This window comes from Microcoleus sp. AT8-A3, assembly GCF_036705675.1.
Taxonomy (GTDB): Bacteria; Cyanobacteriota; Cyanobacteriia; order Cyanobacteriales; family Microcoleaceae; genus Microcoleus.
This window is the reverse complement of sequence record NZ_JAUBVD010000002.1, coordinates 208,877-222,759: the sequence shown is the minus strand read 5'-3', so window position 1 is coordinate 222,759 and position 13,883 is coordinate 208,877. Positions and strand designations below refer to the sequence as shown.

At 45.9% G+C, this 13,883-nt stretch carries 13 protein-coding genes; 4 read left to right on the top strand and 9 right to left on the bottom strand.

Annotation, left to right across the window (positions count from 1 at the left end; genetic code table 11):
* The first annotated feature begins 4 nt into the window (after positions 1–4).
* The 3 genes from smpB (at position 5) to QUB51_RS02460 (ending at position 2,244) form a co-directional block, all read left to right on the top strand.
* Positions 5–472, top strand: coding sequence for an SsrA-binding protein SmpB (smpB, locus tag QUB51_RS02470; RefSeq protein ID WP_006631384.1), 468 nt, complete (start codon positions 5–7; stop codon positions 470–472).
* Between the two features lie 831 nt (positions 473–1,303).
* A complete protein-coding gene (locus QUB51_RS02465) occupies positions 1,304–2,020 on the top strand; it encodes a tetratricopeptide repeat protein (RefSeq protein ID WP_333057234.1) in 717 nt (238 codons plus the stop codon).
* Positions 2,017–2,244, top strand: coding sequence for an Osc7112_2153 family protein (locus QUB51_RS02460; RefSeq protein WP_333057233.1), 228 nt, complete (start codon positions 2,017–2,019; stop codon positions 2,242–2,244). Before QUB51_RS02465 ends, QUB51_RS02460 begins: the two co-directional genes overlap by 4 nt.
* A gap of 437 nt (positions 2,245–2,681) precedes the next feature.
* Here the strand turns inward: QUB51_RS02460 and QUB51_RS02455 are convergent, their stop codons facing one another.
* The 8 genes from QUB51_RS02455 to QUB51_RS02420 form a co-directional block, all read right to left on the bottom strand.
* Positions 2,682–4,142, bottom strand: a complete 1,461-nt coding sequence (locus QUB51_RS02455; RefSeq protein WP_333057231.1) for an IctB family putative bicarbonate transporter — start codon at positions 4,140–4,142, stop codon at positions 2,682–2,684.
* Between the two features lie 297 nt (positions 4,143–4,439).
* Positions 4,440–5,324 carry a histidine kinase dimerization/phospho-acceptor domain-containing protein gene (locus QUB51_RS02450; protein ID WP_333057229.1) on the bottom strand — a complete coding sequence of 295 codons (885 nt, stop codon included), beginning with the start codon at positions 5,322–5,324 and terminating at the stop codon, positions 4,440–4,442.
* A 432-nt stretch (positions 5,325–5,756) separates the two neighbouring features.
* On the bottom strand, positions 5,757–7,199 hold the full coding sequence (locus QUB51_RS02445; protein ID WP_333264115.1) for a 1-acyl-sn-glycerol-3-phosphate acyltransferase: 1,443 nt from the start codon (positions 7,197–7,199) through the stop codon (positions 5,757–5,759).
* 459 nt (positions 7,200–7,658) lie between these two features.
* Complete coding sequence (locus QUB51_RS02440) at positions 7,659–9,665, bottom strand: ribonuclease R family protein (RefSeq protein WP_333264112.1); 2,007 nt, start codon at positions 9,663–9,665, stop codon at positions 7,659–7,661.
* A 313-nt stretch (positions 9,666–9,978) separates the two neighbouring features.
* Entirely contained in the window at positions 9,979–10,194 is a 216-nt protein-coding gene (rpsR, locus tag QUB51_RS02435; RefSeq protein WP_006631377.1) for a 30S ribosomal protein S18, read from the bottom strand.
* Positions 10,195–10,362: 168 nt separating this feature from the next.
* Complete coding sequence (gene rpmG, locus QUB51_RS02430; protein ID WP_006631376.1) at positions 10,363–10,551, bottom strand: 50S ribosomal protein L33; 189 nt, start codon at positions 10,549–10,551, stop codon at positions 10,363–10,365.
* Between the two features lie 38 nt (positions 10,552–10,589).
* Complete coding sequence (locus QUB51_RS02425; RefSeq protein ID WP_333057226.1) at positions 10,590–11,123, bottom strand: RDD family protein; 534 nt, start codon at positions 11,121–11,123, stop codon at positions 10,590–10,592.
* 106 nt (positions 11,124–11,229) lie between these two features.
* A complete protein-coding gene (locus tag QUB51_RS02420) occupies positions 11,230–11,472 on the bottom strand; it encodes a DUF7219 family protein (protein WP_333057225.1) in 243 nt (80 codons plus the stop codon).
* A 357-nt stretch (positions 11,473–11,829) separates the two neighbouring features.
* On the opposite strand from QUB51_RS02420, the gene QUB51_RS02415 reads away from it, so the two are divergent.
* Positions 11,830–12,708, top strand: coding sequence for an SGNH/GDSL hydrolase family protein (locus QUB51_RS02415; protein WP_333057224.1), 879 nt, complete (start codon positions 11,830–11,832; stop codon positions 12,706–12,708).
* 116 nt (positions 12,709–12,824) lie between these two features.
* Here QUB51_RS02415 and QUB51_RS02410 read toward each other — a convergent pair whose 3' ends face one another.
* Positions 12,825–13,724, bottom strand: a complete 900-nt coding sequence (locus QUB51_RS02410) for a DUF4436 family protein (RefSeq protein ID WP_333057223.1) — start codon at positions 13,722–13,724, stop codon at positions 12,825–12,827.
* Positions 13,725–13,883: the final 159 nt, after the last annotated feature.

Here is a 13,883-nt window from a genome sequence, read left to right as displayed (position 1 = left end):
AAAAATGAGCGAAAAAAGTCCAGGATACAAAATTGTTAGCGATAACCGACAAGCGCGCCATCTCTATGAAATTATAGAGACATACCAAGTGGGAATCGAGTTGAAGGGCACCGAAGTCAAATCTATTCGGGAAGGAAAAGCCAATTTGCGCGACGGATATGGTTTAGTTCGGAACGGGGAACTGTGGCTGATCAACGTTCACATTTCGCCTTGGAGAAGTGCTAGCAACTATTTTAATCACGAACCCCGCCGCACTCGTAAATTGCTGATGCACAAGCAGGAAATTCGCAAATTAATCGGCAAAGTCGAAGAAAAAGGCTTGACTTTAGTGCCGTTAAAAATGTATTTGAAAGGCGGCTGGGTAAAACTGGATATCGGTTTGGGTAAAGGGAAAAAACTGTACGACAAGCGCGAAGATTTGAAGAAACGCGAAGATAAGCGGGATATGGAAAGAGCGATGAAGCAATTTTAGTCATTAGTCATTAGTTATTAGACATCTCCAAAAAATAAACTCAAACCTTTGCTACTGGAAGGTAGAAATTTAATTTATGGAGATGTTTATTAGTCAGGAGTCATTAGTGGTTCATGATGGGTGATTGCTGATTAATGATTGGCTATTTTAAATCGATTTCGGTTCATGACTCATTATAATATTTTTCAAAATCCTCAAGGGAGGAGGTTGAGGACTTCCATCGTCACTACAAACTTAATTAGAGTTATTTCACCGCAGTCCATCTTAGGATCGCGAATTAAATAACTTACAATTTTAATTGTTATTGTGGGATGGGCTCTTATAGCCCGTCCACTCATGACGGGCTATAAGAGCCCATCCCACTTTCAAGAGTGGAAGTTATTTAATTCTCATTCCTTACAGCAAATTCTATGTTGATTAACTAAACCCCAGCTCGTTCGCTCCCCGTAGGGAAACGGCCCAGGGTAAGTCCCTCTACACTTCATAAACCTGGAATACGCTGTATCTCCTCATACAGTCGCATACTGTCGATCGACTGCTGCCTAAGTATTATTACTTAGACAAGGAGAAGAGTTCTATCTGCTTTCTGCTTCCCGGTTCTTTTTTTCTGAAAATATCCGGATGGCTTGTGGAGTCTCAGGAATGGTTAACCTATGCTCGAATACCTCTGGGTAGTGGGAACATTACCCAAGCATTCGGCTGTGGACTCACAAACTCTTATAAGAAAGGGACTCAAACCTGAGTCATTTCGTAAGATTATATGCCATTAGGGTGGCAATTAAATCTGGTCAAAAAAATATCGCCCAACTCTCAAGTTAAAAAATGCTAAAAATGACACCATTAGCTAACATTTTCAATGCCATGAAAGAGCCAGTAAAAAAGCATAATAACTCCAAGTGGGGAGCCTTCTTGCTGATGCTAGCAGTAGGCTTTGGCGGCTGGCAAATTGGGTTGCCGGAGCTGGCATCTTTTTTTAATAATAGGGCTTTTGAAAACTACAAAGCCAATCGATTCGCTGATACTCAACAAGCATATGAGTTAGCGCTCTGGGTAGATCCAAAAAGCCGCACAGCTCTTTACAATTTAGGATGGCTTTGCGAAGAGGTGCAAGATTTAGAGTGCGCCCGAGAAAAATATCTGCAAGCTGCAAAACTCGGTCTGCCTGCTGCTTACAGCAACCTGGCTAGGTTATATATAGTCGATAAAAAAAACTATCCGGCTGCAGTTCACTTCCTGTGGCAAGGTTTGAAATTAGCTGAGGACGATCGAGTAAAATATTCTTTACTCAAAAACTTGGGATGGGCTCGCCTGGAACAGGGTCGATATTCAGAGGCATTGCAGCATCTGGATGAAGCGATTAAAATTGATAGTGAAGGGCCAGCAACTTACTGCTTAAAAGCGCAAGTCCTAGAAAAGATAAAAAATACGAAGGAAGCGCTACCGCAGTGGAAAATTTGTCTAAAGTATGCGGATTCTCAAGAATTCGATGAGGATATATGGATAGGGATGGCACGTCAACGATTAAACGAGGAAAAAACAAAAAAATGAAACGCACAGTTTTGCTTTCATCAACCATACTGGCAATTATAACGGTACTGGAGCTAAGTCAAGCCTCAAAAGCAGTGCCAACTCCTGCGACTGTTAAACCTGCCCTTAATCAATCAGTCGAAATGCTGTTGAGTTCGGATCAGTCGATGCGACAGTGCAGAGATAGAAATGGTGGAAAATATGCGTGTCCGAGATTCATCATGACTCCGGAGAGCGAAGAATAAGAGTTATTTTCAATAAATTTTGTAGAGTGTACCATCACCACTTTACAGCAACAGGTATGTAGTATGTAGTAGTAAGTATGCAGGGTGCGCCGTCCGCACCTTATAGCATTTGAGATGTGAGATTAAGAATTGAAGAATTGGAAATAACTTATGGCGATAATGGTTTGCAGCTTGCATAAAGCTGCATTCTTTTTTGGAACTGTTATAACTCTTAATCATTGCTGTCTAGGCTATTGCTGGCATCCACACCGGGCGCAGGGCTGTTTCATTCGACCAAGGGACAAACCCTGGTGAAGATTCCCGATATTTGAAACATCGATTTGATCATTCGTGGAGGGGGTAGGCATTCTTGGCACTACCCCTACAAAACGATTATTTCCCTGAGAATGAAACCGCCCTGCCACCGGGCGGGGATAAAACCCCGCCAGCAATTCTATCTACTCGCCCTCCGTCAAAGCTGAATCTTGCTGCTGGTGCGAGGTGCTGTAAAAACTAGCAATAATCGCCACCATCAACCACCAAAGCATATTAACTTCCGGCCGGTACCAAACTGTATCGACAAAACCGTGGGCCATCATGCCTGCTAAAGTGGCGATCGCCCCAATCAACCAAAACCCCTGATTCGATTTGAGATTTTGGATTTGAGATTTGGGATTTTGGGATTCTTCCTCTAAATTAGAGATGTTAAATTGTGCATCCCGCAGATTTTTGATCTGCAACAAACCATGATTGACGGTGACAGTCATCAGCCACAGGAAACACATTAAACCGATAAAACCGGTTTCTACCACAATTTCCAGCAGCACCGAGTAAGCGCTCAAAGCAGTGAATCTCGGCTTCATATAAAGCGGGTAAACTTTATTAAAAGCAGTGTTTCCCGGCCCGATTCCCAGAATTGGCCGATCGCGAATCATGTCAATCACCGCCGTCCACACATTAATCCGAAAATTGTTACTGCTGTCACCTCGACCAATAAACATACTCGAAACTCGATCGCGCAGAGGCTCCACTAAAGCCACTCCTAAAATTAACGCCCCAGCCAAACCTCCTAACCCTAACGGCAGCGCCCAAGTTCGCCAGAACCGAGGCATCAAAGGGCTGTACCAGTACCACAGCAGCACTAAAAATACCACCAGTAGAGCCACAAAACCGATCCAAGCACCCCGGCTATCCGTGTAGCGCAAACACGCGCAATTCACCACCAGCATCGTCAGCGCTAAAATTTTTGTTCCCCATCCTTTCCACACAAAAAGTGCGGCAGCGCTCAATGCAATGGCTGGCAGCAAATAGGAACCAAGCAAGTTAGGATTTCCCAGAAAGCTGTAAACTCGCGTGACATTGGCTTGAGTAGAAGTCGGATCGTTCCAAGTAGCTAATGGCGGCACTTTGTCAATCCACTGCCGCACGCCGTAGAAACTGACAACTAGAGAGACGTTCAAAAATACGGCAATTAACCACGATCGCCAACGGGGATCTCGCAAGATCCGAGCCATCAGCGCAAAAAACAGCAAATACAGGGTTAGCTTGCTCCAACCAGTAGCAGCGGCGACTTTCACCGGCGACATCGCCGTTGCGACGGTGGCTATGCCCCAGTACAGCAGTACCAGCAAGTAAATCGGCCTCAAGGCGATCGGGCGATCGTCCGAAACAGTTAGCAGCACCCAAAATGCAGCGCTAGCCGCCATCAACACCCCCACCAAGGCATTGTTTACAAACGGCGCCAAACCGAAAGTCAAGGCCAGCAAAACAAAACCCAAGGGTTCTGCCCACTGCATCAGCCAGCTACTCTGCCGCCAACTGCGTAAAGAGCCGATCGCCAAATTGAATAAATAACTTCTACTTTGCCACTGAGAGAGCGGCAAATTTGCCAGAGTTAACTGTTGCCAAACTGAATTCATTTTTAGATTGATTATTGGTAATTGGAAATTGGGAATCGGGAATTGGGAATTGAGTCTAAAAGCATCGACAATTGGTAGTAACTCCCATCTTGGACTATTCTCTCTTAAGGCTTTTCTTGTCGGATCCACAAAGAATAAATTTATTGTGGGGGGACACGCGAGCCCGCGCCTAAAAGCCTTATTGAGAATAGTGCAACATCTCAGTATTAATTAACAAATGACTTGTTTCATCTTCCTTCTTCTTTCCATCCGTTACATCCGTTAGAAAATCCGTTGCCGAACTTCCTTCTTCCTTCTTTAGCCTTCCAACAATTCCGTAGCATTTGTGCAAGGCAGCCAGAGCACGTAGCGATATCCAGATTCCGGGGTTCCTTGAATCGAGAGTTGGCCGCCTTGAATTTCCACCAATTGGCAGCAAAGCAGCAGCCCCAAGCGTTCGCGCGCCCCGTAACCAGCTAACACTGGTGCACTATCCTCTGCATTCTGCGCCGCCAAAGCCGCCAACTCAGAAAACGCCAGCGTTAATCGCTGCGAACCCTGTGTCGGGAGTTGCGGTTCTCCGGGAGAGTCGGTTTCGGAGTTCGATGGCGAACCGCTACCAGATCCGGCCTTCAACAAGTAGTCGGTGTAGAGTTTAGCATGGGGCAAACTTTCCCCTAACCAAGGATGAAAAACCCACACTCCGATGTTGATACCGTCTTCTTTCCGAGAAACGTGGACTCGAATCACGCTGCCTGCCCCAGCAGATTGAATAATGCTAAAAATTAAGTGGTGCAGCATTTGCTGAACCTTATCTTTATCTACCAACCAGATGCGCGACCCGGGCCCCATCGACAAATTAATTTCTTGCTCTCGTCTACTTGCCGCCGAGGACAGGATTGTCACAACCTGCTGGGACAGAGTTTCTATATCGACTGCGGTTCGCTTCAATGTGAAAGCGGAATCATCTAGTTCTGCCAGTTCCAAAATTTCTTCAACTAGCGATCGCAAAGAGCGGCTGCTGTCTTGGATCACGTCAATATATTCTTTTTGCTTGCTCGTTAAGGGGCCATAAATTTCTTGTTTCAACACACTTGCCATGCCGAGGACAGAAGTGAGTGGTGTGAGCAATTCCTGCGCTAAATTATTTAGCAGTTTTACTTTAATTGAGTTAGTAGACAAATCGATAGGTTTGTTAGTCATCGTTAATTTTTATTGGTTCATTGTCGAGTGAGGGTTTGCGGTTCATTAGACCTATTCCCAAAGTCTATAACAATCTGTTTATAATTCACGACAAAAAAAAGTCGTGAAGAAAAATATATATTCCTTCTTCCCTAGAAGCTCTTGTTTATCTGAGTAATTAACTACCAGCCGGGAAGTCCCTCGGTATATTTAAAGGGGATTAATCTGAGCGCTGCGCGAAGTACCCCGTTGGAAATTACTCCTTGGGATGAAAGGCTCGTCGGGTGTAGGTACCCAAAGCGACAATTATTTCTGTATATCCCTTGATAATCTGGAAATACTCTGATAATATATTAGCAAGTGGGGGTGGAACTACCTCACTATAAAAAGCCTTTGAAAAAAAAGAAAAAGAAGCCTGCGGTCTAACTGTACTCAGTTGACAGTCAGGTTTGTTCACGATTTAATCATTGCTTCTAAAGCTGATTGCAAGTCTTGAGTGAGTTCGGCAACTGCTAACCTGCGGCTGGTTTGATATCCCTCCCAACGATCGCTCACTGATATGGGTTCGCCCACGGTCATTTGTACCTGCTGTTTGCCCAACTTCGGTCTGCCGAAAGGATTTCCCCCTTTGATGCGAGCCAGTACGTCCCACAGCAGTAAAGTTGTTTCTGCCAAACGTTCTGCTGTCAGTTGTTCTGCGACGTACCTGCCCGTGACAGACACGAAACTTTCTACAAGTCTCATGTGCCACATCCGAAGACTTGCTTCTTCAGCGAGGCGATCGGCTAATCCTCTTTCTAAGGGAGAAAGTGCTGCAATATCTTTGATATCTTCTCGATAGATATACTCCCAGCCTGCTTGTTCCAGACGGCGGCAGCGGTCTATTAAACTGCCTTTGGGCTTTAAGTTAAAATATTCTTCGGCTACTTGCAAACCCACGTCTAACAAAGCTTTCAGTCGAGCAATTATTACTTCATTGTCCGAATCATTTGCCGTTATTTTGGGGGGGAATAATGATGTTAAACTAGATGTAGATGACTGTATTTGCTTATGATAAAAACGGCTGTAAAACTCTTCCATTACTGCTAGCAAATGACCGCCAAGTCGAATCAGGCGTAGATATTGGAATTTATGATTTTGGTTTTCGGAATCGGAATTTGCCGTCTCTAAATTAGCGATATCGGTGCGTTCTAAGGGTGGCAGTCCGCAATCAATTTCTAATTGAGTTAAAAGTTTTTCTAGGGGTTGCCAAGGTGGATTGACATAGCGGTATTGAATGCCGATCGGCACAATTAAAACTTTTTCAGTGCGTGCGGCTTTTAGCAAATCTTCAACGCACCAGAAACCCATTTGAGCAATTCCCGGTTCGAGGGGGCTCACTATTTCATTGTGACCGTTGGTAGCGCCTTCTGGGGCGGCGGCGATCGGGAATTGGCTGTTGGCAAATAAATCGCGGGCCGATCGCAATCCGGCGCGATCGATCTTACCGCGAACGATCGGAGTGCCACCGAGTTGGGAATAAAGCCAGCCGACTCCCGCACCGGCCCACAGGGGAATGCCGCGATCGTAGATAAAGTGGGAATGTACCGGGGATTGCAGGGGAATGCCTTTGGCCCGCGCCGCCTGGGGAACGAGTTTCCAAATTAGTTGTCCCAAACAGTAGGGATCGTCTGAGTTGGGGTGGCGGAAGGCTAGCAAGAAGCGAACTTTCTGATTTTGAAATTGGTGGAATAGTTCGGCGAGGGTTTCGACGTTTTCGGCTTGAACGTGGCTGATACTCGTCCGAAATCGCAGCCACCAGGGGAGTATTTGCTTACAACCTTGCATCACTAGGGGGTTGTAGGCTGGGGGTATGAATTCCAGCGGTGGCTGAACTTGGCTAATTGAATTGGGCATTGTGCGATTTTAAATTTTAAATTTTAGATTTTAGATTACTAGGTTGGGGTGAAAACTTCCAATTTTGAGAATGCTGAAGTTTGTTTTATTAACCGCAGAGGACGCAGAGGACACGGAGGAAGAGAGGATATAGCAAAGCGTGTCGTGTCAATTTAATGTCAAAAGTATTACCTGTCTGGGATCGGATATCATGTCGAGTCGATCGACCCCAATATTTTCGTCGGGGCGAGTTTACGGGATTTCTGGCTTATATTACAACTTGGGGGTAAACCCGCCCACACAAGAATTACGATTATTTTACAGGACTAGATATGAACCCATCATCTTTTTTACCCCCCTGCCCTTGACAAAGGGGATGCGAGGAGATGGGAAACTCGACTAAAAAGGTGATTTATCCTCAGTTTCAGCCTTCAACACAGATTTTTGCAATCCCAAATCTAAAATCTAAAATCTAAAATCCTATTGTGCGGCTTCAAATATCATTTCTTGGAAGTTAATGACATCCGATCGCGGATCGCAGTGAGTGACTTTGACTTCAAACCGATCGCCTATTGCCACCGATCGACCAAATCGCATTGCCAATTCTAAACCCAAATCTTCCAATAAAATCAATCCGAGATTGCTGTCTTCCCTCAGCCAGCGAAGCATTAAGGCTTCCCAAACTTCATCGGGGTTGCGCCGCAAATATTCCAATCCCCAATAGCGGTTGGTTTGGCGTTCGACGGTGGATGCTTCTTTAACTGCGGTGCCGAGACACATCACAATATCTTGTATTTCTTGGGCGGAAAAAGGTAGTGGTTCGCCTCGCAGGTGGGCTTTGATTTGGAAGTGAGTCAGCAAATCGGTATAGCGGCGGATCGGGGAAGTAACTTGAGTGTATAATTCCAAACCCAAGCCTGCGTGGCGTCCGGGGGTGAGGCCCATTTCGCTGCGGGGCATACACCGACGCACGGCGCAAGCGCGGGCGGGGCCTGCAGGCACGGCTAGCAATTCTTCATCGGGAGGGAGTTCGGGCTGTGGCTGATAGCGGTAGGGTATGGGCAGGCTGTGAGCTTGACCGTAGCGGGCGGCTAGTTCGCCGGCTAAAATCATCATTTCGGCGACTAGCATCCGGGCGGTGGAGTCGTCGATGACGTGGATTTTGATGTCGTCGCCGTTGACTTTGATGACGGATTCTGGCATGAAAATGCTGATTGCGCCTTGGGCTTCCCGCCATTTTTGGCGCAGTTTGGCCGCAGAGGCGATCGCTGCTATTTCTGGTTCTGCTTCGATTCCCAACTCCAGCATTTCGTCTACGTCATCGTATGTCAAGCGGTAGGTGGGTTTTATGGTGCTGATGTGGATGCTGTAATCTTGAGCCGCGCCGATTTCGTCTAAGGTGACGCTGAAGCTGAGGGCGCTGCACTCTTTGCCTTGAATTAAACTCATCGGCCCGGTTGCCAAAGCTGGGGGAAACATGGAGATCATTCCCGTGGGCAGGTAAACCGTAGTGGTGCGCTTTCTGGCTTCGAGGTCGAGTTCGTCTCCGGGGGAAAGCAAGCGGGTGGGATCGGCGATGTGTATCCAGATCCGCTGCTGGCCGTTTTCGAGGAATTCTAAGCTGAGGCCGTCGTCGATTTCGGTGGTGCTTTCGTCGTCGATCGTGTAAACCTTGAGGTGAGTTAAATCGAGACGATTTGTGTCCGAGTCGGTTGGGGGATTTTCTAGGCAGCGTTGGGCCACTTCTAATACCTTTGCGGAGAATTGTAGGGGAATTTGGCTTCGCCGCAAAAACAGGTTTTCGTGGGTACTCCAGAGGCCTAGATCGACTAGGAGGCTAAAGGCTGCTTCGGGGTTTTCGGATCGTTGTAAGCTGGCTAAAGTTTCTAAGGCTGGGGTGCGGTGCGTTGCTTCTTCTCCGAGGATGGCAAAGCGTTCTAGGGCGTCGAGGCGAGTTCGATCGCTATTTTCCCAATCTACATTTTCCCCTGCCAGCCGCTGTTTGACTCGATCCCAAAATCCTTGGGATTCTTGGTGTCGCTGCTGTTCTACTTCTTGCTGGTGTTTGATTTCGGCTACTTGGGCTGCCGATCGCGGTTCGTAGCGATCGCCCTTTTGTTTGAAATACAGTTTATCTGTTGACAGCAAACAGTACGCCGCGTAACACTGGGCCGCACTACTCTCAGAAAATAGCAGCATTGCCAGGGATTCGGGATCTGCTGTTTCTCCGTCACCGACTAAAAGTTCCCAAGCGACTTCCAAACTCGACGGATCTGAGTAGGCTTCTACTTCTTTGAGAAATTTGGGAATGTCGGAGGGTTTGTAAGTTTCTCCGACTACTTCGTAGCTGATTTGTTTGGGCGGTATGCTGTGCGGTTGACCGTTTTCGTCTACCACGACCCAGTTTTTCTTGCCGTCGGGGCGATCGGCAACTGCCAGACGGCGGTCGCCGTGCACTCTAAATTCTACTAACGTTCCCTTCTCCACTTGCCAGCTTTATATTTGAGATTTTGGATTTTTACAGTAGCCACTTATCGAGTTTCGAGCTTGCGATTTTAGATTTTGGATGTTGGCAATTTTTCTGGTCAATTGTGAAAGTTAAAATCTAAAAAGTTTTTCTTTATTCTTGCTTTTTTTTTAACTTTTGACTTGTGATTAAGACTTGCGCTGCTGCGACTCTTAATCTTATTTCGCGATTATTTCGCTGCATTCTTGCTGCACTATTAATGACAGAAAGACGTTGTTCTCGCGCAAGTCTTATTCCCAGTCCAAAATCTAAAACCCAAAATCCCAAATCCTGTTAACCTTCTTGGTTTACGAAGGGCATCAAAGCTACAATTCTTGCTCTTTTGATGCTTCTGGTCAGGTCTCGCTGCTGTTTTGCCGTCAAACCGGTAATCCGGCGGGGCAAAATTTTACCGCGTTCTGTGACGTATTTTTTGAGCAAATCTACATCTTTGTAGTCGATCGGGTCTCCTGGTTTGATGGGCGAAACGCGCCGGCGAAAGTAAGTCATGGTTTGTTGTTTGTTGACTGTTGTTTGTTGACTGTTGATTGTGAGTTTTTAGTTATTAGCCGTTAGTTGCTAGCCGTCAGGAAAGCATTGGTTAATTATCTGCTTTTCGCCGATCAATATCAATTGCCAACAACTGATGACTGATGACTAAGGACTAATGACTAATCGCTACTTGATCTCTTTGTGGGCAGTGTGGCTGTTGCAATGGGGGCAGAACTTTTTGAGTTCCAGCCGCGCCGTCGTGTTGCGACGGTTCTTGGTGGTGGTGTACCGAGACACGCCTTTTGAGCGTTTGCTTACGTTTGTACGGCACTCAGTACACTCTAGAGTAATTATGATGCGGACGCCTTTAGCCATAATTCTAAATAAATTTCGACTAATTTAAACACAATTTATTATCTTCTCACATTGCTCTGCACTTGGTCAAGCAATCTTCTAACTTTGATGTCGAGGGAGTAGCCACGGCGGGTTCCAACTACGATCGTCCCGCCGATGCGATCGTGGAAAGCTTGGGGAAACCTTTCGGCGGAGGTGAGGGCTACGCTACAGTCGATCGCCAGGGGCAGCATCAGCAGCAAGACGGCGGCGTTGGTAGATGTGAGTCCACCTATACCTGCGAAGGCTAAGGCCGCGCAAAAGCCCAGCAATGCCTCGCGCTTGCACAGTTTTTGCACTCCGGGAGTCCGTTGGAATCTGGGATCGACAATTTTCATGTCCAATGCCCAGCGCCCGAGACTTTGGCCTTGGTTTTTCCTGACGATGGCTACGCGCATGATCAGCCACAGCAAAACAAAAAATATGATTTGGACGATCGCATTAGTACCCAGAAGCAAACTGGGTAGCCAAACTGCGATTCCGTCGATGCAGAGGGCCGCGGCGCGGCGGCCGACGGATACTTTGGGAAGGAGAGGTACTAAATCGGAACTCATAGGCAAAAAGGTCGATCGCCACTAGCTACTTTTTGATCTTAAGCTCTCGATTAATCGATCGGCATCAATGGCGTGTAACTCAACTTCCAAGCCAAGCGCTAATTATTCAAGCTGAAAATGGATGTTCGCCAATTCCCAACTGCTTTTTCGACTTTTCCACCTGTTCCCAGAGTGTTTGGATCTGAGTAAATGCCTGTTCCACAGAGATTTTACCGTTAGATGTCAAGGAACTGATGTAACCCACTCGCTGAGAAAACTCTTGTAAATTCGCATTAAATACTAAATTCTCTGGCTTTACTTCACCGTAATAACGATTTTGAGGATATAAAAAATTTGAATTTGCTACCATTGCTTTAACCTCGCTTGAAAACCTTTTTTTCTAGTTATCTATATTATAAACCGCGATCCCCTTCTAAAGTTGTGCTGTAAGTAGCAGAAATTATGTGACATTTGGCGAACTTTTTTGTGATGGCAATTACACGGATAGATGAGGGCGACAAAAACCTCAGTATTTTCACCTGTACAACTTACGCAGGCGGGGTCAACAACCAGGTTTATGCCTTAAGGCTTATAACTTCGGATGTTGCGTCCAAACCAGGTTTTTGTTAGTCCAGGACTGAGTTATTGAAAGAAGTGACAAAAACCCCTGAAATGGATAATATTATTGCAGAGATAAATAGTTAGACTTTTAGTAAAAAACTGCGTAGTGTATCCCAATGCGCGTCAAGCGAAGCTATCCCGAAGGGAATCGCCCCGTCCCAAACCCCGGCTGAGGCAAGTTTTAATCAGACTTCCCATCGCCGTAATTGCTGCTGTTATTGCCTTCAACCTTCTTCACTCCTTAATTCCAGTGTTTAAAGAATCTGTATCCCAAGCAACGCCGCCACCAGAAATCCAAAACGTGCTCGCCGGCAATCGCAAAATTGTGATAGTGGGCGACAGCATCACCGAGGGTGGGAAATACCCCGGAGGTTACGTTTGGCTGCTGCAACGCTATCTCAATGCCCTTTATCCCGATCGCCAAATCGAAATCGTCAACGCCGGAATCTCCGGTAACAAGGCGACTGATATGCAAGCGCGCTTCCAGAAAGATGCGATCGACCAAAAGCCAGATTTAGTGATGATTAATGTCGGAGTCAACGACGTTTGGCACGCTTTCTTTGACTTCCAAAACCTGCGATTTTATCCGCAAGGCAAGTTGCCCACGGGAGTGCCACTGGCAGAATATCGGGAGAAAATAACTCAAATGGTGCTGGCGGCAAAAGCCGCAGGAATTCGAGTTGTACTGCTTTCTCCTACTCCTATCGGCGAAATTCTCGACGGCCCAGAAAATCGTAGGTTGCAAGAGTATATTGCCGCGATGCGAGAAATTGCGTTAGAGAATCAGTGCTTGTTTATCGATTTGAATGCGCCTTGTCGGGAAGTTATCGCCACGTATCAAAAGCACGCGGGCAAAACTCTGAATTTGTTGGCTGCAGATGGAGTGCACCCAAATCAATCGGGATATCGAATTATAGCTTTTACTATCTTGCGCGGTTTGGGCGTACCCGCAAAGGATATTGAGAATTTGGAAGTCAAAAATTGAATCTTTGATTTTAGTTAACAGTTGACTTTGGGGTGTTAATTGAAAGTATCAAAGCTACAAGCCCCCTGATTTATGTCGCGGGTGAATTATTCCAATATAACATCTAAAATCTCAAATCATTCAATCGGCGGATGATACCGCTTTAACCAACAACTACCGATAATCACCAACGCCACCACAACTATAATTTCTGTCCAAAAAAACGACAGAAAATCACTGGCAGTTCCCACCGGAGGCACCCCAGGTTGAGCATTGCGAATAGCGGGAAAAGCAAATAGCATTACACCCGTCCAACTCAGCATTCCTACTTCCGGTAACTTACCCGATTTCATCACTTTTAATGCTAGCAAAAGCGCCATAATTGACAGCACCCACATGATCACAATAATCACTAAGGCAAAGAACTTCACCGGGAGCGATCGAGTTGCAGAAACATCGATATAAATAAAGATAGATGAATTCTCTTCCATCGGCTTATAACTGATGTCGAAACCGGGAACATCGGCATGGAAATTAAATTCCAGAGGTACGGGATTCAGTTCAAAGGGAGCAAACTTTTTCCCAATCGAAGGCAGCGGGTCGATCGAAATAGCTACTTTAGCAATGTGGGTGTCAAACGGGTAATTGTTAATTTTCCCTTTGACTAAGTTAAACTTCAATGCAGGGACAATCATCGGTTTGCCTTCTTTAAAGGTAATTTCCGAATCCGGTACATTTGCGCCGTTAACTGTCATTAACAAGTCTTGAGCCGGGTAAGTTGGCCCTTTTTTATAAATACCTTTGAGTTCAAACTGCAAGCGGGCTTCTAATTCGTTTTTAATGGGGTCAACGGCAATTAATGTCATTTTTACCTCAACCAAGCCTTTCGACGCTACAGCGCTTTCTGGAGATGGATTGTAAGGCTCTTGGGCGTTAGCATTGTGAGAGTAAATAGATAAGATAATTGCAAAGATTACGACCAGACTGCAAATTAAAATAAGTATTTTTTTGAGATTAACTTTGTTGATACTTTGCATTTAATAGGGATTTTTATGTGTTAAAATGTTGTTAGTATTTCCCGCAGTCCGCCAGGGGTTTAAACCCCTGGCTCATAGCTAAAGTCGGTTAAAACCGACTGAAGAAACTTGAGCGATAATAAATGTTGGTTTTAGTCCTCTTTTAGAGGACTTTCGCTG

Excerpts from the sequence above, each read along its gene's own strand:
- smpB (WP_006631384.1), top strand. The coding sequence starts at position 5 with ATGAGCGAAAAAAGTCCAGGATACAAAATTGTTAGCGATAACCGACAA.
- QUB51_RS02465 (WP_333057234.1), top strand. The coding sequence starts at position 1,304 with ATGACACCATTAGCTAACATTTTCAATGCCATGAAAGAGCCAGTAAAA.
- QUB51_RS02460 (WP_333057233.1), top strand. The coding sequence starts at position 2,017 with ATGAAACGCACAGTTTTGCTTTCATCAACCATACTGGCAATTATAACG.
- QUB51_RS02455 (WP_333057231.1), bottom strand. The coding sequence starts at position 4,142 with ATGAATTCAGTTTGGCAACAGTTAACTCTGGCAAATTTGCCGCTCTCT.
- QUB51_RS02450 (WP_333057229.1), bottom strand. The coding sequence starts at position 5,324 with ATGACTAACAAACCTATCGATTTGTCTACTAACTCAATTAAAGTAAAA.
- QUB51_RS02445 (WP_333264115.1), bottom strand. The coding sequence starts at position 7,199 with ATGCCCAATTCAATTAGCCAAGTTCAGCCACCGCTGGAATTCATACCC.
- rpsR (WP_006631377.1), bottom strand. The coding sequence starts at position 10,194 with ATGACTTACTTTCGCCGGCGCGTTTCGCCCATCAAACCAGGAGACCCG.
- rpmG (WP_006631376.1), bottom strand. The coding sequence starts at position 10,551 with ATGGCTAAAGGCGTCCGCATCATAATTACTCTAGAGTGTACTGAGTGC.
- QUB51_RS02425 (WP_333057226.1), bottom strand. The coding sequence starts at position 11,123 with ATGAGTTCCGATTTAGTACCTCTCCTTCCCAAAGTATCCGTCGGCCGC.
- QUB51_RS02420 (WP_333057225.1), bottom strand. The coding sequence starts at position 11,472 with ATGGTAGCAAATTCAAATTTTTTATATCCTCAAAATCGTTATTACGGT.
- QUB51_RS02410 (WP_333057223.1), bottom strand. The coding sequence starts at position 13,724 with ATGCAAAGTATCAACAAAGTTAATCTCAAAAAAATACTTATTTTAATT.